Below are 20,661 nucleotides of genomic sequence, written 5' to 3' on the forward strand. Positions count from 1 at the left end.
GCATGAAGATTGCAATTGTAGGAGGGGGCCCCGGCGGGCTCTACTTCGCCGCGCTGATGAAACAACTGGACTCCTCGCACGAGATCACCCTCTGGGAACGGAACGCTGCCACAGATACGTTCGGTTTCGGCGTCGTGTTCTCTGACGAAACCCTGGGCGGGATTGGCAACGCTGACCCGGTGGTTGCCGAATACATGTCGCGGCGGTTCGCCCGCTGGGCGGACATTGACATCCACTATCGAGGTGAGATGCTGACCGTCGGTGGTCAGGGCTTTGCCGCCATGAACCGTAAAGAACTGCTCCAGCTGCTCCAGCAGCGCACCGTGGAACTCGGCGTCGACGTCCGCTTCTCCTCGATCGCCCCGCCGATTGAGGAATTGGAGGCTGAGTACGATCTGGTCCTGGCCTCCGACGGCGCCAACTCCGCGATCCGGGCCGCCTACGCCGAGGACTTCTGCCCCACCCTGGATGTACGACCCAACAAGTTCATGTGGCTGGGTACCGACCAGGTATTCGAGGCCTTCAAGTTCTTCGTCAAGGACACCGAATACGGGACCATGCAGGTCCACGGCTACCCGTACTCAGAAACCGGGTCCACATTCATCGTCGAAATGCACGAGGACGTCTGGCGGGCCGCTGGCTTTGACTCCACAGCAGACACAGCTTTCCCGCCGGGCGTATCCGATGAACAGGCCGTAGAGAAAATTCGCGGCCTCCTGTCCGAAGAGTTGGGTGGCTATGAGGTGCTGGCCAACAACTCAAAGTGGCTGAACTTCACCACCGTCCGCAATAAGAGCTGGCGCAAAGGAAATGTGGTGCTGCTAGGCGACGCCGCACACACCGCGCACTTCTCCATCGGTTCCGGGACCAAATTGGCCATGGAAGATGCGTTGGCCCTCGCCGCGTGCCTGCATGAGCACCCCAACCAGGAAACGGCACTGGAGGCGTACGAGACCGAGCGGCGCCCCGTCGTCGAATCTACCCAGCGTGCCGCCCAAGCCTCTCTGGAGTGGTTCGAATCGATCGGCCAGTACGGGGAACAGGACCCCGTGCAGTTTGCCTTCAACCTCCTGACCCGCTCGCGCCGCATCACTCAGGAGAACCTCCGTCTTCGCGACCCAGAATTTGCTCACCGGGTGGAAGAGCACTTCGCGACCAGTCAGGGCTTGGACCAGGTGATTCCTGCCATGTTCCAGCCGCACGACATCGGCGGCCTTACGCTCAAGAACCGCATTGTGGTCTCCCCGATGGACATGTACTCAGCGGTCGACGGCGTCCCCACGGACTTCCACCTGGTTCACCTCGGGTCCAAAGCCCTGGGTGGAGCTGGCCTGGTCATGACCGAAATGGTGTGCGTCTCACCCGAAGGACGGATTACTCCGGGCTGTAGCGGGCTGTATAACGATGAGCAGCGCGAGGCATGGCGCCGTGTGGCCGACTTTGTGCACACGCGTTCCGGCGCAAAGCTTGGCATGCAGCTGGGCCACTCCGGACGCAAGGGATCTACTCGGCTGATGTGGGAGGGCATTGACCAGCCCCTCCTGGAAAACAACTGGGAAACCATTGCCCCCTCGGCGATGCCCTACGCGCCGGACAACGCTGCACCCAAGGTCATCGACAGGTCCGATATGGACCAGGTGGTGGCCGACTTTGTCGACGCCGCCAAACGGGCCGACGACGCCGGGGTGGACCTACTGGAGATCCACGCAGCCCACGGCTACCTTCTTTCCTCGTTCATCTCTCCGCTGTCCAACCAGCGAACCGATGAATACGGCGGCACCCTGGAAAACCGGCTGCGCTTTCCACTCGAGGTGTTCGACGCCGTTCGCGCCGTCTGGCCCGCCAGCAAACCAATGACGGTGCGCATTTCTGCCACCGACTGGGTTGAGGGTGGAAATACTGCCGACGACGCCGTCGAAGTGTCCCGTGCTTTCATTGAGCACGGCGCAGCTGGTATTGACGTCTCCACCGGCCAGGTAGCTTCAGAGGAAAAACCGGCTTTTGGACGCAGCTACCAGACACCGTTCGCGGACCGCATCCGCCAGGAAGTCGCAGCCCCGGCGGGAGCAAGCGTCATTGCGGTGGGAGCAATTTCCACTTTCGATGACGCCAATTCGATCTTGCTGGCCGGGCGCGCTGATCTGATCGCGCTGGGCCGCACGCATCTCTACGATCCGCAGTGGACCCTACACGCAGCGGCCGAGCAGGAGTATCAGGGCGACGGCGCCGACTGGGTGGAGCAATTCCGTGCCGGCCGGCGCAAGCCACCGAGCGCGCGCACCGACGCAGTGAGACCGCGGTTGTCCTTGCTGCGCGAGGCCGATTCAGAAGACGACCCGCACCTGCGCTGGCGTCCGAAGGCCGCAGCCGAAGCCAAGTAGCGACAGACATAAAGGGATCCCCACCGCGGCGGGGATCCCTCCTTGTGTGTCAAGCGTCCGACGTCGAACGCGGCGGTTGGAGCGTGAGCTCAGCCCACGCCCAAAAGGCTATGCGCAAGCTGTTCATCCTGCCGGAATTCGGTCACAGTGCTCTCGTGGACAATCTCGCCCTTGCGCATGATCGCCAGGCGGTCCGACACCGTGAAGGCCAAGTGGAGGTTCTGCTCCACAATCAGAATGGCCATCCCGGTCTTGGCTAGGTCAAGGATGATATCTCCCACCTGTTCAACCACCCTGGGCGCAAGGCCGTCGGAGGGCTCGTCGAGGAGCATGAGCCGTGGCGAGCCCAGCAGCGCCCGGCCAATGGCGAGCATTTGCTGTTCTCCACCGGAGAGCTGTGAACCCAGGTTTGTCCGACGTTCCCTGAGCCGTGGCATCAGGTCATAGACCCGTTCAACGGTCCAATCTCCAGAACGCTTGCGCAGCGCTATCTCCAGGTTCTCCTCTACGGTCAGCGGCGCAAAAACGCGCCTCCCCTGAGGCACAATTCCCACTCCGGCATGCGACACCACATGCGGCGCCTTGGCGGTGACGTCTTTGCCATCCACCCGAACGTGGCCGTCCATGGCAGTCACCATCCCCATGATGGTTTCAATAAGCGTGGTCTTACCGGCGCCGTTGCGCCCCAAAAGGGCCACCGCCTCGCCAGCACCGACCGACAGTGACACTCCGTCCAACACTCGGCTACCGGCATAGCCGGAGACCAGGTCCTCGACCTCGAGCAGCGGCCGGCCGGTCATGATGCCGTCCCGAAGAGAGCCTCGGTACTGGTACTACCCAAATAGGCTTCCTGGACGGCTTCGTTGGTGCGCACTTCCTCTGGCGTCCCATCAGCGATGAGCCGTCCGGCCGCCAGCACGCTGACGCGCTCGGCCAGGCGGAAGACAATATCTAGATCATGCTCGACGACGACCACGGTGACCTTTCTTGGTAGTGATTCCACGATCTCAGCGAAGCGGTTGGTCTCGGCCACGGACATTCCTGCTGTCGGCTCATCGAAAAGGACCAACCGAGGCTCACAGGCCAGAACCATGGCCACCTCGACCTGGCGCCGCTCGCCGTGGGAAAGCGTGCCGCACAGCGAGGAGGGCCGGTCCAGGAGTCCCACACTCTCCAAATGGGTCATGGCGGCATCGGTCACCGCACGGTCCGCGCGTCGGCTTGGCCAGGGCCGCTTTGGCTGGCTCGTGGTTCGCTCCACCGCGAGGCGGACATTGTCCAGCACGTTCATGTCGAGGAAGAGGCTGGAGTGCTGGAAAGTGCGCACCAGTCCGCTTCGTGCTCGGCCCGCCTCGCTCAGCCCCGTGACGTCCTGCCCATTGAAGAAAATTTGCCCGCTGGTGGGACGAAGACGCCCGGCGAGTACCCCGAAGAGCGTGGACTTGCCCGCACCATTGGGGCCAATGAGCGCGTGGCGTGCGCCCTCATTCACCCGCAACGTGACTCCGTCCACGGCCGTGAGCGAGCCGAAGGACAATGTGAGATCGCGGATATCGAGTATCGCGTTATCCGATGTGTTCGTCATGATTCACTCGACTTTCGTCGCAGAGCGCGCCATTTGATGCCCGCCACGCCCCTGGGTAGGAGATAAACCGCAACAACAAAGACAACCCCGAGCAGAAGTGTGCCGCGGCCCTCAATGTAGCCGCCCAACCAGTCGCGGACAAAGATGACCAGCCCGGCGCCAATGACCGGCCCCCACAGGCTCCCGGCACCGCCGAGAACAACACTGAGGAGTGCAAACGCGGCCATATCGAAGCCCAGATCGCCGGGCGAAATGAACTGTGTTTGAGCGACCCAGGCCGTCCCGGCAGCCCCCGCGACGCCGCCGGCGATGGTGTAGGCGATGAGCTTGATTGAGTAGGTGTTCTGCCCCAGAGCTCGCAGCCGGAGTTCACCGTCTCGTACCCCGCGCATCGAGCGGCCCAGGGGCGAGCGATTGACGATTGTCGCAGCAACGAAGCCAATGACGAACACCGCCAGAACCCACCAGTAGATGTAACCGGGCACGATCAGAGGTTCGCCGCCGGGGAGCACACTGACCGGCGGGATTCCTGCCAGGCCATTACTCGCGCCGACCACGCTGAGAGAGCCCACACTGATATGAGCCAGTTCGCCGATGGCAAGGGTGATCATGAGGAACACGATGCCCGCTGTCCGAACGGCGACGGCGCCGGTCACCAACGCAAGCGCCGCTCCTGCCAGCGTGCCCACGGCCAACTGAACCAGCCCACTGCCGGAGACATGGATTCCGACCAGGCCCGCGGTGTAAGCACCGGCACCAAAGTAGGCCACCTGGCCAAGAGTTGGCATGCCCATCACCCCCGTGAGCAGATCGACGCTGACCACGAGCAAACCGAAGGCCAGTGCCCGCCCTGCGAGGCTGAGTGGATACGGCGCCAGGACGAACGGCAGCGCCACCAGGACCACGAGGATGATCACGGCCACCGCCAGCCGCAGCATCGGGTGCTGCGCACTGGGGTGCAATAGTTTTTGTGTTCCTAACCGTCCAGCGGTCATGCCCGAGACCGTGTTTGTCGCGCTCATGTGTGCGCTCCCTTTCGTGCTGGAAGTAAGCCCTGCGGCCGGAACAGGAGAACCGCCGCCAGTGCTGCGAAGAGCAGGAAGGATGCGAACTCGTTGACCATGGACACGCCAATAGTTTGTACTTGCCCCACCACGAGGGCACCGAGCAACGCTCCGCGCAGGGACCCGAGGCCACCGATGACCACGATGACGAGAGCGAGCAGGAGAATCTGATTATCCAGCCCGGGCTGAGCGCCCAGGATGGGTGCGGCGAGCAGGCCGCCGACCGCGGCCAATGCAGCGCCGCCGCCGAAGACGAGGGCAAGCACCACCTTGGTACGAATCCCAATGGCCTCGACCATGGCTCGGTCCGCAACCGTGGCCCGAACAATGGCTCCGGCACGGGTGCGTTCCAGAATGATGTAAAGCAGGATCGCCACAACAATGCCTGCGGCGACCATGGCAAGCCGGTACACCGGGTAAGGATTTCCTAGCATTGACACCGTGCTGGACAAGAATTCCGGCACGGGCACAGAACGTACGTCTGCGCCGAACATTTCCTGAAGAAGCTCAGCAATGATCAGCGCCATGCCTAGGGTGAGCAGAGCTTGCCTGAGGTGGTTCCGCACCGGAGAGACCATCGCCGCCAGTATGCCGCCAGAGGCGAAGCCCACACCGGCGGCGATAGCTATCGCCAGAAGGAACATGCCTGTCGAGGGAGCGGCGCCGTACAGCGCCACCCCCACGTAGGCACCCATCAACGACACAGCCCCGTGCGCCAGATTCAACACATCCATCGTCCCAAAGACCAGTGACAGCCCGACGGCGATGAGGAACAGTACTGAACCTAACGCCAAGCCGTTGAGGATGGTTGCGGTGTTCGCATCGAACCATGCCAGCATTTTAGATTGCCCTTCAGTCCTGGAGCTCGCGGAGAACCACATTCGCGAGCTTGCCGTCTACGTCCTGCACCTCGCGAAGGTAATAATTCTGCTCCGGGTCATGGTTCTCGTCGAAGCTCCACGGACCGCGCGGGCTATTGGTGAACTCCCCGACCTCCGACAGTGCCTCGGCGATCCCCGGTCCATCGGCTGACTTGGTCGATTCCAACGCGGCCTCGATCGCAGCTGCCGCGTCATAGGCCTGCATGGCATACACGGTGGGGACCTCGTCATAGGCTGCCTTGTAGTCCTCGACGAATTTGTTATTGACCTCGGAGTCAATCAAGTGGCTGTAGTTCAGCGAGGTTTGGATGCCGAGTGCGGCTTTGCCCTGAGCCTCCAGCACATCGCCTTCTACAATGAATCCGTTGCCATAGAGCTGAGCCTCTTTTGCCAAACCGAAGGTGGAGTACTGCTGGACAAAGTTTGCCGCTTCCGAGCCTGCATAGAAGGCGAAGACGGCTGACGCCCCGGAGGCACGGATCTTGCTGAGGTAGGGCTGCCAATCGCTCGTTGTACCGAAGGGCGTGAAGGTCTCACCGGCGACCTTGCCGCCAGCGGCCTCGAACTCCTCCCGGAACCCGTCAACGTGCTCTTGTCCGGCGGCGTAGTCGGCGGCAATGAGGTAAACGGAACCATCTCCGACCTCCTCCGCGACGTGCTTGCCGATGGCGCCGCTGACCGCGCTGTTGCGGTACGAGGTGCGCCAAATGTAGGGGGAGGGCTCAGCAGTGATGTCATCCGCGCCAGCATTGGCAATGATGAGCGGTACCTCGGCCTGCACAAAAATGTCCCGCACTCCCAGCGCGGTTGCGGAGCTGACGATCCCGGTGACGACGTCGGCCTTTTCCTGCTTGATGAGACGTGAGACAGCTGGGATGGCTGTCTGGGGGCCCTCACCAGTGTCACCACTGACCACCTTGATGTCGTAGCCGCTGAGCTTGTTATCTGCCTGGTCCAGGTAGAGCTCGAAGCCCTGCGTCATGTCCTCGCCCAGACCTGCGTACACGCCAGATTGGGGGACAGCCAGGCCAACAGTCACGGTATCGCTGGAGCCGGTTGCCCCGCCGTCGCCGCCCTCGCCGTCGTCGGTACCAAGGCTCCCGCCACCGCAGGCGGTGAGCATCATGAGTGAGCCAGCTAATAGGGCGGTGGTGCGGCGTGCCGCGCGGCCACCCCGGAAGAAGGTTTCAGACATTTTTACATCCCTTCTGGGCACACAAAGCGCGTGCGTTTGGGTGAATGAGATCTCGCCGAGGAACCTTTGAGGGCTGCTGCGCCGAGTGCACGCTGGTTCACGGTGTTGTACTTCCCCAACCGCGTGCCATGCATTTTTGCCCTCGTCCTCATTGATGGGTCTTACGCAGATCAGCATCGCACAATCGAAGACGGTATACAACGGTATTGACGACCGTAATCAAACAGTGATACCCACCGAGGGCAGCGGTGTGGGCATCCCTGTGCCGGTTAGATCGCAAACGAAAACACCACCACACCCTTGAGGATGTGGTGGTGTCGGTGGGGATGGTGGGGCTAGAGGCCGCGTGCTACGGAATGGGCTGCCGCTTATTTGTCTCCCGCTTATTTGTCACCCCAACCAAGGTTCCTTGCCATCCGTTCGAGGACGGCAACAGTCGTCTCATAGTCCGCGTGAGTGACGCCCTCGGTAACTTGGGCCCGATTCTCTGCGACCACTTCACTGAGGACGGCCATACTGTTGCGGCCGAGTTCTTCCAGCGAGTACGTGCCATCAGATTGAGAGACCCAGCCGCTTTCGGTCAGTTCTTCCAGGTGCTCGGGAATGGTTTCTCCGCCCGGCAAACTGAGGAACGGCTCGAGCTCGGACTCCAACTCCGCTACCGTCGTCGGCCTCTCCGCCAACAGGTTCAGGAGCTGCCACTGCCGGCGAGTCACGCCGTGCTCCTCCAACATGGACTCAAACCTCGAATCCACGAGTCCATCAACGAGCTTCAGCCAAAAACCAATAGGTCGATTGTGTTCCATGACACAACCCTACAAGGGACTGTTGTTCCTCAGACGCGTTACCGCTATCCCAAGGCGCCCATGAGTTGCTGGAAGGTGCTTCGATTACCCGTGTGCCCGTTGCTCGTCATGGAATGAATCATGGCCCTGGTTAGCCACTCTTCGGGCAGCCAATCTCGTCCGATCAGTTGAGGGTGAGTAGGGCTGCACGTCGAGGCCCAGAGTAGGAAGACCAGTTCTGCCCAGTCTGAATTGAGCACCCACGACACGGGGCCCGTCGCCGATTGTCCCTGAATGTTCAATGACGAAGGGCCAGCGAGCGACGCCAAATGGACGCTCGAGAAGTCCCAAGCGAGGATTGCGTGTGGAGTATGCATGTAAAACCCGTAGTTACCCACGTTCAACGTACCCTGATCAATTTGCATCCACTGTGGCTGGGCCATAGCCCGTGCTCTTGAACGGCGGGAAGCATTTCCCATGGCTCGTACTGCCGCGAAACCGACCATAGCCGGAAGTGCTCCCCGGCCAACGGCAACGAAAGAGCTCGAGTTGTGCATGTAGTAGCCGTCTTCAGGGGCTCGCCACTCAAGAAGTTTGAAGGGTCCGTGAGCAAAGATCCTTTCGTCGGTGCCGCCAAACTGCATCGAGAACGGAACTGCTTTTGGAACGCGCAAATGCAGTTGCCCGCGCTTGAGTAGAACACCTATTTCCGCCGTAGCCCAAAGGGCGTCGTCCCTGGCCGTCCAGTCTTCATTGTCGGATTGTTTCTTATTTCTCATGGAGTCAACGTTGCCCAAGCCAAAAACCAATAGGTCGATTGTGTTCCATGACACAACCCTACAAGGGACTGTTGTTCCCCCGAGCTTGTTGCCCCTCGACGTCGGCCGCAACCATGGCAATACTGGACAGTGTCGCCAATCCATCCGGCGAACGGAGGGGCCATGAACCTGAACAGAGACGAACAGGCACGCAAAATGCAGCGGGCCGCAGAGTATCGTGCCGCGCGGAAAGCCGGCTGGGAGCCCGACGGCGAGGCAACCACTCCTGGTCCGGCGTCGCACTATGTGGGTGACGTTGCCGCCAAAGCTGAGGTCGCCGTTCAGGAGGCACAGGCCAGCGGGGCATTCGACAACCTCGAATACGCCGGTAAACCCCTTCCGGAACTGACCCGGAGTCTGGACCCGGATTGGTGGGTCAAAGGGCTCATCGAGCGTGAACAACTCACAGGTCTTGCGCCGGCACCGTTCCTGCTGCGCAAAGAAGACGCCGAACTCGACGAACTCCTGGACAAGCAGTACTCAGAGGCGAGAGTCCGCGAAACCCTCGAAGAGTTCAACGCGCGCGTCATCGAAGCCCGCCGACAGCTACTGGGTGGCCCACCCGTGGTGACCAAGCTGCGCGACCTTGAGCAGGAACTCATCCGCTGGCGGGAAAGACGCGCAGCGCGCAACGCTGCAACCAGCCCGCCCGACCAAAAGAGCCCGGAACGTCGTCGCCCCTGGTGGCGGCGTCGTGCGTCGTGTGTAAACAACAGGACCGCACGGAACCTGTCCCACTTTGAGCCGGCCGTCCGGCGAGTCGCGTCGCTGACTAGGGCAGATGCCCGCCCACGGATCCAAAGTGGGACGGACGCCGTGGCCACAGACAATGGGACAATTGAGGAGTATAGTTTACGTGTAAACAACTCTGAGTGAGGTGCATGATGACTGTTGCTGTGAGATTGACGGTTGAACAGCAAGACCGACTCGACGCTCTGGCCGCACGAACAGGGCGGTCCAGGTCGTTTTACGTCAAGGAGGCAATCGAGCAACATCTGGATGAGCTCGAAGAGCGGTACTGGGCCGACGAGGTTGTTGCGCGGTACGAAGCCTCCGACAAAAAGACCAGACCATGGAATGACGTCAAGGCAGAACCGGATCTGTGATTCCATGGCAGTTCGAAACAACAGCCGACTTTGACAAGGATCTGAAGAAGCTCGATAAACCCGTGCGACGACGAGTTGTGGCTACCCTGGATGACATTCTTACTTTGAACGATCCTCGGGACCACGGAACCTGTCCCACTTTCAGGCTGCCATCCGGCAAGTCGCGCCGCTGACTAGGGCTAATGCCCGCCAGCAGATCCAAAGTGGGACGGACGCCGCGGAAGTCGGCGGCCAAGGGCTCCCACTCGACATCGCCGAGCGGTCCGCTCCTGGGAACCGCGAGTTCAAGCGCGCGGCACAGCGGGGGCCCCGACACTGGAGCAAGACCTACCCAAGCCGCTGCTTGAGATACTTGGCCGTCGCGCCCGTTTTCGATGCGGCAATGTCCGACGGCGTCCCCTCGGCCATGAGGCGTCCGCCCGCGTCGCCACCTGAGGGCCCCAGGTCGATGACCCAATCCGCTGCCACAATAACGTCCATGTCGTGCTCCACCACAACCACGGTGTTGCCCGCATCCACCAACCGGTTCAGCTGTTTGAGTAGCAACACCACATCGGCAGGGTGAAGTCCCGTGGTGGGTTCATCGAGCAAATACAGGGTGTGTCCGCGCCGGGCACGCTGCAGTTCGGTAGCCAGCTTGATGCGCTGCGCTTCACCGCCGGAAAGCTCCGTCGCAGGCTGTCCGAGCCGCAGGTAGCCGAGCCCGACTTCGCGCAGTGTTTCCAGACTCCGAGCAGCGGCCGGGACGTCGGCCAAAAAGGTAGCGGCGTCCTCAACACTTAGGGCCAGCACGTCCGCAATAGACTTCTCGCGGTACGTGATCTGCAGGGTTTCCTCGTTGTAACGGGAGCCGTGGCAGGTAGGGCATCGGCCGTAACTGCCGGGCAGGAACAGCAGCTCAACGGCCACGAAGCCTTCACCCAAACAGGTCTCGCAGCGTCCACCGGCAACGTTGAAGGAGAACCGCCCGGCGCCATAGCCGCGCGCCCTGGCCTCATCCGTGCCAGCGAAAACCTTGCGCACGGCGTCGAACAATCCCGTATACGTGGCCAGGTTGGACCGGGGTGTGCGCCCGATCGGCTTCTGGTCCACCCGCACCAAACGGTCAATACTGTCCAAGCCCTCAACACTGTTGACGGCGGTCACGTCCACGTCGTCCGAAGCCGCAGAGGGGTCGGAATCCGCGCCGCCCGCAGCAGAGTCGGTGACGTCGGGCGTGGTTTCGATGAGGGAGGGAACATGACGGCCAACGACATCGGGCAGCACATGGCTGACCAGTGTGGACTTCCCGGAACCAGACACGCCGGTGACGGCGGTCAGCACGCACAGCGGGACGTCGACGTCGAGCCCCTGCAGATTGTGCCGGGTGATGCCGGTGAGACGAAGCCAGTTTTGTGGCGACCTGAGCGTACGTTCAGGCTCGGAGTGCGCCGCATCCGGGAACAGGAACGGCCTGGTCGCCGAAGCGGATACCTCCGCCAATCCGGCAACCGGCCCACTGTAGAGAACGCAGCCGCCACCGGTACCAGCGCCTGGGCCGACGTCGACAATCCAATCCGCCCGCGCCACAACGTCCATGTTGTGCTCCACCACGAAAACTGAGTTCCCGGACACCTTGAGCTGATCCAGCACGGCGAGCAGCGGTTCCGCATCCGCGGGGTGCAGGCCAGCGGAGGGCTCGTCCAGCACATAGATCACGCCGAAAAGCCCCGACCTCAGCTGGGTGGCAATGCGCAGCCGCTGCATTTCGCCGGGGGAGAGGGTGGGAGTGGCACGGCCCAGACCCAGGTAGCCCAGGCCAAGTTCCAGCAGCACCTCAATGCGCTGCAGTAGATCGCGCGCGATGGCCGCGGCCACGTCGGTTCCCTCACCGGAGGAAGCCGATGCCCACGCGGTCTCCGTCTCGACCAGCTCAGCCGTGGGACGCAGAATATCCGCGAGGTCGGTCATGGAAAGCTGGTTGAGCTCAGTAATGGTGCGCCCGGCGAAGGTGACGGCCATAGCCTCCGGTTTGAGCCCGTTCCCTCCACAAACGGGGCACGGACCTGAGTGCATGTAGGCAAGGGCTTTGTTGCGCAGATTCTGGCTCTTGGTATCGGCCAGAGTGTGCAGGACGTTGGCCTTTGCGCTCCAGAATCGGCCCTTATACGGTTTGGCGATTCTGTCCCGCTGCGGCGTGACCTCAACAACGGGCTGCTCATCAGAGAACAGGATCCAGTCCCGGTCCTTCTGCGGCAGCTCCTGCCAGGGGAGGTCGATGTCGTAACCGAGAGTGGCGACAATGTCGCGCAGGTTCTTTCCTTGCCACGCACCCGGCCAGGACGCAATGGCCCCCTCCCGGATCGTGAGCGTTGGATCGGGAACGAGTGAGGACTCGGTGACGGTATGCGCCGTGCCCGTCCCATGGCATTCCGGGCAGGCGCCCATCGCTGTATTGGGAGAGAAGGAGTCTGATTCCAGCCTTCCTTCAGCATCCTCTGGGTAGGTTCCGGCCCGCGAATACAGCATGCGCAGCGAGTTGGAGAGCGTGGTCACCGTACCCACGGTTGAGCGGGAACTGGGCGTTCCCCGGCGCTGTTGAAGGGCGACGGCGGGTGGTAGTCCGCCAACATATTCCACCTTGGGCGTGTGCCCCTGTTGGATCAGGCGCCGCGCGTAGGGCGCCACCGACTCCAGGAACCGACGCTGAGCCTCGGCAAAAATGGTGCCGAAAGCCAGCGACGATTTCCCGGAGCCAGACACCCCGGTAAAGGCGACTATCGCATCCCTGGGGACGTCGACGTCGACGTCGCGCAGGTTGTTTTCACTGGCGCCGCGGACCTGGACAAAACCGTCCTTGACCTTGGACTGATTTTTTTGGGAAGGCATCCCTCCAGTCTAGTTGTGACCTATGGTGTTGCGCTCTCCGACCGCGCCGGCTGCTCAGGCTGCCAGGTAGCCGTTGGGATTCAGGACGTACTTCGTGGCCGCTCCGGCGTCGAACTCCGCGTAACCGCGAGGCGCGTCCTCGAGGCCGATTGCCTTGGCATTGACGTTCTTTCCAATACTCACCCTGTCATGCAGGATGGCTTGCATCAGCTGCCGGTTGTACTTCATCACGGGACATTGGCCGGTGGTGAACGACAGCGATTTCGCCCAACCAGTACCCAGACTCAAAGACAGCGAACCCTTCTGGGCGGACTCATCCTCCGCGCCCGGATCACCAGTGACGTACAGACCCGGAATCCCCAGCCGGCCGCCTGCGGCAGTAATGTCCATCAGCGAATTCAGCACGGTCGCGGGGGCCTCTTTCGCATCCGCGCCGTGTCCCTTGGCCTCAAAACCGACTGCATCCACACCGCAGTCCACCTCCGGGACTCCGAGGAGCTGCTCAATCTGATCCTTCGGGTCTCCCTGTGAAACATCAACCGTCTCGCAACCAAAGCTGCGTGCCTGCTTGAGCCGGTCCTCGTTCATATCGCCGACAATGACGACGGCGGCGCCCAGCAATTGCGCGGCCGTTGCCGCAGCCAGCCCCACCGGGCCTGCCCCGGCGATATAAACAGTAGAACCCGGCCCGACTCCCGCCGTGTAAGCACCATGGAAACCAGTAGGGAAGATGTCAGAGAGCATGGTCAGGTCCATGATCTTCTCCAGGGCCTGATCCTTGTCCGGGAATTTCAGTGCATTCCAATCCGCATAGGGCACCAGCACGTACTCGGCCTGCCCGCCGATCCAACCACCCATATCCACGTAACCGTAGGCGCCACCGGGCTGAACAGGATTGACGTTCAGGCAAATACCGGTCTTCTGCTCCTTGCAGTTCTTGCAGCGGCCGCAGGAGATGTTGAAGGGAACAGAAACCATGTCTCCCTTCTTGATGAATTCCACGTCACGGCCAACCTCAACCACCTCTCCGGTGATCTCGTGGCCCAGAATGAGGTTCTTTGGCGCATTGGTGCGACCCCGGACCATATGTTGATCCGAGCCGCAGATGTTCGTGGCCACGGTTTTCAGGATGACGCCGTGATTCACCTGGCGGCCGACGTTGTCCGGGTGGACTCCCGGACCGTCCTTGAGTTCGAAAGTGGGGTAGTCGATGTCGATGACCTCGACCTTCCCGGTTCCCTTGTACGCAACTGCTCTGTTCCCGGACATCGGTATGCCTTTCAGTTTCAGTTGATCCCGGCCGGATAACCGGGGCCGTTACTCAAAGTCTGACTCCGCCCAGGACACTCCAGAAGGAATAGCCACGGGTGGGTAGGGCTTGCCCTCACGCTACACCGAAGCTTCATGATTGTGTATGGAAATTCTTTGGATAACCGCGCTCCTTGTAAGACTGTTCCCGGCAAAAGAAATTGCGGTGAGGCCACACACCTGAACACCAATGAGATGGAGCGAGCATGAATTTCCTTGCCCGAACAATGGGTACTGTCCTGGCCTACTCCCTGCTGCACCCCAAACGCAGGAAGCCCCACAGAAGTCCTTCTGACTTCGCCGTCGAGATATGGGACAGAAAAACGGTGCCAACCTCGGATGGCAAAAAGCTCAGCTGCTGGTTGCTGCACGGCGAACCGCAGAAACTGGCCGTCGTAGGGCACGGAATCGGGCTCTCAAAGTCGGCGTCGCTCGGCCAGGCCGCGTACTTGAATTCGCAGGGTTTCACGGTTCTCATGTTCGATCACCGCAACCACGGCGAATCGTCCTTGGACTTCAACGCCATGGACATGGCACGCAGATTCACGCTCGACGTCGAATCCTGCGTCTCATGGCTCCGAACCAACGCCGGTGAACCGGATGCCAAGATGGTGGTCTTTGGCTACTCCTTTTCAACGTTCCCCAGCGTGTACTCAGCCTCGCGAGGGCTGGTGGACATCGACGCCGTCGTCTGTGACAGTGGCCCCGGGCTGACTCTTGAGTCACTTTTCCAGGGGTTCATGAAGGCCGGCAAGTTCCCCCGAATCCCTGGCTTCACGTCTCCATCCTCGGAAGCGGCGCTCAAAGAATCTACTGCGGCAGCGGCGGTCAAAATGCTGGGGGCAACGTGGCCACCCCCTCCGAACGCAGGGTTGATGTCTACCATCCCCATGATGTTCATCTCAGGAGCCTCAGACGTCGTGATTGAGCCGCAGGAGGTTCAGGCGCTCGCGGACCACTACCCGAACGTGCAGGTCGCCGTACTTGAGGGAGCGCACCTGGGTGCTTTCAAGGAGAGCAAGGACGCTTACCGTCAGACACTGTCGCAGTTCCTACAGGCGGTCAACGCGTGACAACTAGTTCGCGGGATTCCCTTCCGCGGCGAGCTCCCTGGTGGTGGTACCCGGACGCATCCTCTGAGGGCCCTACTCCGCGGGAATTCGAGGTTGTTAGCCCGGGGCAGCACTGGGTCAGGGCCATCGACGTCGAGGCGACGCCAGAGGGTCTGTTCGCCTGGGTTACACAACTACGCAGGGCGCCCTACAGCTACGACTGGATCGATAATTTCGGCCGGCGCAGTCCACAATCTCTTGACCGCAGCATGGTCAACGTTTCCGTTGGCGACTCCGTCATGACCATTTTCACGGTCATCGCGGTGGAGCCTGGAACGTCGATGACCGTCAAAATGAAGGCGGGACGGCCAACCTCACTCTTTGGTTCACTGACGGTGCACTACGAGGTCGAAGCCAGGGGAGGGAAGTCCCGTCTCATCGTGGAGATGGTTGTTCCGCAGTCTCCAGGACCGCTGAAAACAATGCGGCGCTACGTACTCGCGTGGGGTGACCTCCTCATGATGCGCAAGCAGTTGAAGGAGCTGAAGCGGCTCGCGGAGTCGACTGCGCTCTTGAGTTGAGCTGAGCTGACGCAGCCGACGCCGGTCACACGCTACGCGGCAGCCTCCAGCTCCTCGTAGGTTGCATCGTCGATCACTACGTCCAACGCGCCCATGTTATCTTCCAGATGCTCCACGGAGCTGGTCCCCGGGATCGGCATGATGACGGGAGACCGGCGCAGCAACCAGGCCAGGGCCACCTGCGACGTCGTCGCACCGAGCCGTTTCGCGGCGGCGTCCAGCGGGCCACCTGGCTGAGCAAGTTCACCCGCGGAGATCGGCGCCCAGGGGATGAACCCAATGCCGTTTTCGGTGGCGTAGCTCAGCACGTCTTCGGACTTACGGTCCGTCAGGTTATAGCGGTTCTGAACAGTAGACACGGTGAAGAACTTTTCGGCGTGCTTCAGCTGCTCCACGCTGACTTCGGACAGGCCAAGTGCTTTAACCTTGCCCTCCTGCTGCAGATCGCGCAGAACGGAGAACTGTTCCTCGGCGTCGACCTTGGGATCAACGCGGTGGAGCTGCAGAAGGTCCAGCGAATCAACTTTGAGTTTGCGCAGGCTCAATTCTGTCTGCTGCCGCAGATACTCGGCGCGGCCCACCGGAACCCAGTCGCCCGGCCCGGTGCGCGTGAAACCCACCTTCGTTGCAATCCGCAGACCGTCTTTGTACGGATGGAGCGCCTCAGCAATGATTTCCTCGCTGATATTGGGGCCATAGGAATCCGCGGTGTCGATGAAATCGACACCCAACTCGACGGCGCGGCGGAGCACCTTGATGGCCCCGGCCCTGTCCTTGGGCTCGCCCCACACTCCCTCGCCGACAATGCGCATGGCGCCGAATCCGAGCCGGTGCACCTCGCCCAGGTCCTTGAGAGTGATGGTCGCGGGGGCAGTTGCTGTGTTGTCTTCGCTCATGGTGGCCGTAACCGCGGTCTCATTGGAGTTATTCCGCCGTCATCTCTCACCCTTCGCCTCTCACCCCACGGCGCGAGATCGGGGTTTGCCGCCGAGGTCACCCCCTGCATGGGATATTTCGTCGGCACGGGGTGACGTCGGCCAGACGGTGCCGCGCTACCTCACCGTGACCTGCCCGCCGTCGACGTCCCACCGCGAATCCAGCCGGACATTCTCAAGCAGCCTGCGGTCGTGGGTGACCAGTAACAGTGTGCCCGAGTACTCCTCAAGCGCCTCCTCCAGCTGCTCGATGGCGGGCAGATCCAGGTGGTTGGTCGGCTCGTCAAGAACCAGCAGATTTACCCCGCGCGCCTGCAACAGGGCCAGCCCTGCACGAGTGCGCTCGCCGGGAGAGAGGCGGCCCACCAGTGACCTCACCTGATCGGCCTTCAATCCGAACTTCGCCAGCAGCGTTCGTACCTCTGCTTGCGCCAAGTCAGGCACCGCAGCCTCGAAGGCCGACGCCAGATCCTGGCCCTCGGCCAGCTGCCCACGCGCCTGGTCAATCTCGCCCACGGCCACATTGGCACCCAGCGCGGCGCCGCCGTCGTCCGGGGCCTGATGCCCTAAAAGCAGCCGCAGCAGTGTGGACTTACCAGCACCATTTGGCCCCGTGATACCCACGCGCTCGCCGGCATTGACCTGCAACGACACGGGTCCCAGCGTGAAATCTCCCTGCCGGGCCAGAGCACCGTTCAACGTCGCTACAACCGAGCTCGAACGCGGAGCACTGCCGATCGTGAACTGCAGCTGCCATTCCTTCCGCGGCTCCTCCACCTCATCCAGCCGGGCAATCCGGGACTCCATCTGCCGCACCTTCTGCGCCTGCTTCTCGGAAGACTCGGCGCTGGCCTTGCGGCGGATCTTGTCATTGTCCGGGCTCTTCTTCATCGCGTTCCGCACGCCCTGGGAACTCCACTCACGCTGCGTCTGCGCTCGCGATACCAGATCCTGCTTCTTGTCCGCGAACTCCTCATAGGCCTCCCGGGCATGGCGTTTCGCCACGGCACGCTCCTCCAGGAAAGCGTCGTACCCGCCGTCGTACACGTCCACCTTGTTCTGGACCAGGTCCAACTCCACCACGGTTGTCACACAGCGGGACAGGAACTCGCGGTCATGCGAGACCAGCACAGCGCCGCCGCGCAGGTTCCGCATGAACCCTTCCAGCCTGGCCAGTCCATCCAGATCCAGGTCATTGGTTGGCTCATCCAGAAGCACGACGTCGAACCGGCTCAGCAGGAGCGCAGCCAGGGCCACGCGGGCCAACTGTCCGCCCGAAAGGCCGGTCACTTCCGTGCCGGGATCAATGCCGGGGGCGACGTTGGCCAGTACCGCCGGCAGACGATCCTCCAGATCGGCGGCACCGGAAGCGAGCCAGTGATCCAGCGATGCGGCATAGTGGTCTTCGGCCATTTTGGTTCCGGACGCCAGGTCTTCCGCAGTGGCCTCCATGGCCGCGGTAGCCGCCGTCGAACCCGTACGACGCGCAATGTATTCGCCGACCGTTTCGCCGGGAATGCGCTCGTGTTCCTGCGGAAGCCAGCCGACAAAGGCGTCTCTGGGAGAAGCCATCACCGAACCGGCAAGCGGTTCATCCACGCCAGCGAGCAGCCGAAGTAGCGTCGTTTTCCCGGCACCGTTAGCGCCGACCACCCCAACGACGTCGCCGGGGGCAACAGTGAGATTGAGGTTGGCGAAGAGCGTGCGGTGGGCATGGCCGCCAGAGAGAGCCTTGGCCACGAGAGTTGCAGTCATTGGACCAGTTTAGGAGAAGCAGCTGCCGTCCCGAATCCAGCAACATTGACATCAAGTCGGCGCAGAATTGCGGTGTGTCGTGGCAACACTCCCAGAGGGCCGGTTCAAAGTTGCTGGTTAAGGGACGGCTACCCGCGGGGGATGTTGCGGATGTTGCTGCGCGCCATACTCACGGCTTCGCCGGCCCCCCGGTTGAGCACCACCTTTGACATGGCGGAGGCGAAGCCCATCACTTGTCCGCCGGAGATCTTTGGCGGAATGGAAAGGGCATTGGGGTCCGTGATGAGTTCCACCAAGGCCGGCCCCTTGTGTGCAAAAGCCTTCCGATAGGCCTTCTCGATGTTTCTGGGATCCGTGACGCGTTCGGCGTGGAAGCCCATGGCGGTCGCGACGGCGGCGTAGTTGGTGTCCGGGACGTCCACGGCAAAATCGGGAAGCCCATCCACCAGCATCTCGAGTTTGACCATGCCCAGCGTCGAGTTGTTGAACAGCACAATGGTGAGCGGCAGTTTGTAGGCGGCGGCCGTGATCATTTCGCCGAGCAGCATCGACAGCCCACCATCACCGGAAACCGACACAACCTGCCGTTTGGGGTAGGCCAGCTGGGCGCCGATGGCCTGGGGGAGCGCGTTGGCCATGGAACCGTGGAGGTAGGAGCCAATCAGCCTGCGGCTACCCAATGGGTTGATGTAGCGGGCCGTCCACACATTGCACATACCGGTATCCGCCGTAAAAATGGCGTCATCATCCGCCACCTGATCTAGTAGCGATGCCGCGTATTCAGGATGGATGGGCGTGAGCTTCTCGGCCTTGCGCGTGTAGGCGCCCACGGCCTTGTTCATCAGCCGATCGTGCTTCTTGAGTATCTGATCCAGGAACCGGGTGCTCTTCTTCGCCTTGATCAAAGGCATGAGCGCAGCGAGCGTTGGCAGCACATCGCCGTGAACGGCAACGTCCACGTCTGTTCGCCGGCCAAGGACCGCAGGGTCCCTGTCCACCTGTGCCGTGCGGGTAGAGGGGAGGAACTGGTCGTACGGGAAGTCGGTGCCCAGCAGGATTAGCAGGTCCGCGTCCTCGATGCCTTCCGCGGCGGCGCCATAGCCCAGTAGCCCGGTCATGCCGATGTCGTACGGGTTCTTGTACTGAATGAAGTCCTTGCCGCGCAATGAGTGACCAATGGGCGCTGAGATCTTCTCCGCCAGCGCGATCACCTCATCATGGGCGCCCTTCACGCCATAGCCAGCGAAGATAGCGACCTTTCCAGCGTCGTTGATGGCGTCGGCGAGTTCCTGGAGGCTCTCCGGTGCCGGCGTCACACTTCCCTGGGTAACGGGGGAGTACAGCGGCGAGTCCGCTTCTGCGTCCAGGTTCGCTATGTCACCGGGCAGGGTCACGACGGCGACGCCGCCCCGTCCGACAGCGTGGCGCATGGCACTGTTGACAACGCGCGGGGCCTGTTCAGCGGTGCTGACCATCTCGGAGTAAACGGAGCACTCATTGAAGAGACGGTCCGGGTGGGTTTCCTGAAAGAAGCCGCTGCCGATCTGCTTACTGGGGATGTGGGAGGCGATGGCCAGTACCGGCGCTCCGGAGCGATTGGCGTCATAGAGCCCATTGATCAGGTGGAGGTTTCCCGGACCGCACGAACCTGCACAGACGGCGAGTTCCCCGGTGAGTTGTGCTTCTGCCGAGGCAGCGAAGGCTGCAGCTTCCTCGTGCCGGACATGCACCCAGTCGATGCCGCCCTTGCGTGATCCACCGGAGCGTCTGACGGCGTCGACTATTGGATTGAGGCTGTCGCCGACAATGCCGTAGATGCGGCGGACGCCTGCGCTGTGTAGTTGTTCAATCAGCTGGGTGGCGAGTTCCTTGGCCATGTTTGAGGCTCCTGACCTGTCGAGGGAAGGGCAGCATGCTTAGGGCGTGTTGCCGTCAGTCTAGCCCGACGGTGCCGGGCCCGTTTTGTCTTCTTTGATAGTGCGCCGTTACAGCCGCACGTACGCCCACGTTTGCCACTGGCGTTGCGCCAAGTGCGCCACCGCAGCAGGCACCGACACGACGCCGGGGAGTAAGTCGGACGGATTTATCTCGGAGGTCCTCATGCTGTTTCCGCAACCAACAACAGCTATCCCACCCTCGATCGTTGCGCCGATAACCTCGGCCATAGCGCTGTTGTGAGCCAGGAGCGCCACGGCAGGGCCTTGAACGACGACTTCTATTGCAGCTTCAGGCATCGCGACGAGCGCATTCTGGGCGCTTCGGAAAGCTGGCGCTAGTTTCTCTTCATCCGCGGCTCCGAAATAATGAATGAGTAGACCCTGCCCGGCAACTGATTTCGAATTCAACG

At 61.8% G+C, this 20,661-nt stretch carries 18 protein-coding genes; 5 read left to right on the plus strand and 13 right to left on the minus strand.

Annotated elements, in window-relative coordinates; translation table 11 throughout:
• Nucleotides 1–2 precede the first annotated feature (2 nt).
• Nucleotides 3–2,381 (plus strand): bifunctional salicylyl-CoA 5-hydroxylase/oxidoreductase, encoded by a 2,379-nt coding sequence (locus tag JOE65_RS05475; RefSeq protein WP_205162274.1) that lies wholly within the window; start codon nucleotides 3–5, stop codon nucleotides 2,379–2,381.
• A gap of 89 nt (nucleotides 2,382–2,470) precedes the next feature.
• On the opposite strand, the gene JOE65_RS05480 is transcribed toward JOE65_RS05475, so the two are convergent.
• The 7 genes from JOE65_RS05480 to JOE65_RS05510 form a co-directional block, all read right to left on the minus strand.
• Nucleotides 2,471–3,181 carry an ABC transporter ATP-binding protein gene (locus tag JOE65_RS05480; protein ID WP_205162275.1) on the minus strand — a complete coding sequence of 237 codons (711 nt, stop codon included), beginning with the start codon at nucleotides 3,179–3,181 and terminating at the stop codon, nucleotides 2,471–2,473.
• The gene (locus JOE65_RS05485; protein WP_205162276.1) at nucleotides 3,178–3,966 is read right to left on the minus strand and encodes an ABC transporter ATP-binding protein; all 789 of its coding nucleotides are present in this window, start codon (nucleotides 3,964–3,966) and stop codon (nucleotides 3,178–3,180) included. The genes JOE65_RS05480 and JOE65_RS05485 overlap by 4 nt, the downstream gene beginning before the upstream one ends.
• Nucleotides 3,963–4,988 carry a branched-chain amino acid ABC transporter permease gene (locus JOE65_RS05490; protein WP_205162277.1) on the minus strand — a complete coding sequence of 342 codons (1,026 nt, stop codon included), beginning with the start codon at nucleotides 4,986–4,988 and terminating at the stop codon, nucleotides 3,963–3,965. Before JOE65_RS05490 ends, JOE65_RS05485 begins: the two co-directional genes overlap by 4 nt.
• Nucleotides 4,985–5,869 carry a branched-chain amino acid ABC transporter permease gene (locus tag JOE65_RS05495; protein WP_205162278.1) on the minus strand — a complete coding sequence of 295 codons (885 nt, stop codon included), beginning with the start codon at nucleotides 5,867–5,869 and terminating at the stop codon, nucleotides 4,985–4,987. The genes JOE65_RS05490 and JOE65_RS05495 overlap by 4 nt, the downstream gene beginning before the upstream one ends.
• A 13-nt stretch (nucleotides 5,870–5,882) precedes the next feature.
• Nucleotides 5,883–7,106 carry an ABC transporter substrate-binding protein gene (locus JOE65_RS05500; protein WP_205162279.1) on the minus strand — a complete coding sequence of 408 codons (1,224 nt, stop codon included), beginning with the start codon at nucleotides 7,104–7,106 and terminating at the stop codon, nucleotides 5,883–5,885.
• 383 nt (nucleotides 7,107–7,489) lie between these two features.
• On the minus strand, nucleotides 7,490–7,912 hold the full coding sequence (locus JOE65_RS05505; protein ID WP_205162280.1) for a MarR family winged helix-turn-helix transcriptional regulator: 423 nt from the start codon (nucleotides 7,910–7,912) through the stop codon (nucleotides 7,490–7,492).
• Nucleotides 7,913–7,956: 44 nt separating this feature from the next.
• Nucleotides 7,957–8,670: a hypothetical protein gene (locus tag JOE65_RS05510; RefSeq protein ID WP_205162281.1), complete on the minus strand. Its 714-nt coding sequence runs from the start codon at nucleotides 8,668–8,670 to the stop codon at nucleotides 7,957–7,959.
• Nucleotides 8,671–8,832: 162 nt separating this feature from the next.
• On the opposite strand from JOE65_RS05510, the gene JOE65_RS15450 reads away from it, so the two are divergent.
• Together JOE65_RS15450 and relB are read left to right on the plus strand one after the other, a co-directional pair.
• Nucleotides 8,833–9,585, plus strand: coding sequence for a DnaJ family domain-containing protein (locus tag JOE65_RS15450; protein ID WP_338021551.1), 753 nt, complete (start codon nucleotides 8,833–8,835; stop codon nucleotides 9,583–9,585).
• A gap of 5 nt (nucleotides 9,586–9,590) precedes the next feature.
• The gene (gene relB / locus JOE65_RS05520; protein WP_239536626.1) at nucleotides 9,591–9,815 is read left to right on the plus strand and encodes a type II toxin-antitoxin system RelB family antitoxin; all 225 of its coding nucleotides are present in this window, start codon (nucleotides 9,591–9,593) and stop codon (nucleotides 9,813–9,815) included.
• Between the two features lie 327 nt (nucleotides 9,816–10,142).
• On the opposite strand, the gene JOE65_RS05525 is transcribed toward relB, so the two are convergent.
• Together JOE65_RS05525 and fdhA are read right to left on the minus strand one after the other, a co-directional pair.
• A complete protein-coding gene (locus tag JOE65_RS05525; protein ID WP_205162282.1) occupies nucleotides 10,143–12,683 on the minus strand; it encodes an excinuclease ABC subunit UvrA in 2,541 nt (846 codons plus the stop codon).
• 54 nt (nucleotides 12,684–12,737) lie between these two features.
• A complete protein-coding gene (gene fdhA / locus JOE65_RS05530; protein ID WP_205162283.1) occupies nucleotides 12,738–13,952 on the minus strand; it encodes a formaldehyde dehydrogenase, glutathione-independent in 1,215 nt (404 codons plus the stop codon).
• A 245-nt stretch (nucleotides 13,953–14,197) separates the two neighbouring features.
• Between fdhA and JOE65_RS05535 the strand changes: the two genes are divergently transcribed.
• Together JOE65_RS05535 and JOE65_RS05540 are read left to right on the plus strand one after the other, a co-directional pair.
• Nucleotides 14,198–15,064, plus strand: coding sequence for an alpha/beta hydrolase (locus JOE65_RS05535; RefSeq protein ID WP_205162284.1), 867 nt, complete (start codon nucleotides 14,198–14,200; stop codon nucleotides 15,062–15,064).
• Nucleotides 15,061–15,624 carry an SRPBCC family protein gene (locus JOE65_RS05540; RefSeq protein WP_205162285.1) on the plus strand — a complete coding sequence of 188 codons (564 nt, stop codon included), beginning with the start codon at nucleotides 15,061–15,063 and terminating at the stop codon, nucleotides 15,622–15,624. Before JOE65_RS05535 ends, JOE65_RS05540 begins: the two co-directional genes overlap by 4 nt.
• 32 nt (nucleotides 15,625–15,656) lie before the next feature.
• On the opposite strand, the gene JOE65_RS05545 is transcribed toward JOE65_RS05540, so the two are convergent.
• The 4 genes from JOE65_RS05545 to JOE65_RS05560 form a co-directional block, all read right to left on the minus strand.
• Nucleotides 15,657–16,520, minus strand: a complete 864-nt coding sequence (locus tag JOE65_RS05545) for an aldo/keto reductase (RefSeq protein ID WP_205162286.1) — start codon at nucleotides 16,518–16,520, stop codon at nucleotides 15,657–15,659.
• 156 nt (nucleotides 16,521–16,676) lie between these two features.
• Nucleotides 16,677–18,314, minus strand: a complete 1,638-nt coding sequence (locus JOE65_RS05550) for an ABC-F family ATP-binding cassette domain-containing protein (RefSeq protein WP_205162287.1) — start codon at nucleotides 18,312–18,314, stop codon at nucleotides 16,677–16,679.
• A 128-nt stretch (nucleotides 18,315–18,442) separates the two neighbouring features.
• Nucleotides 18,443–20,191, minus strand: coding sequence for a pyruvate dehydrogenase (locus tag JOE65_RS05555; protein WP_205162288.1), 1,749 nt, complete (start codon nucleotides 20,189–20,191; stop codon nucleotides 18,443–18,445).
• A gap of 108 nt (nucleotides 20,192–20,299) precedes the next feature.
• Nucleotides 20,300–20,659 (minus strand): DsrE family protein, encoded by a 360-nt coding sequence (locus tag JOE65_RS05560; protein WP_205162289.1) that lies wholly within the window; start codon nucleotides 20,657–20,659, stop codon nucleotides 20,300–20,302.
• Between the last annotated feature and the right edge of the window lie 2 nt (nucleotides 20,660–20,661).

This window comes from Arthrobacter roseus, assembly GCF_016907875.1.
Classification (GTDB): domain Bacteria; phylum Actinomycetota; class Actinomycetes; order Actinomycetales; family Micrococcaceae; genus Arthrobacter_J; species Arthrobacter_J roseus.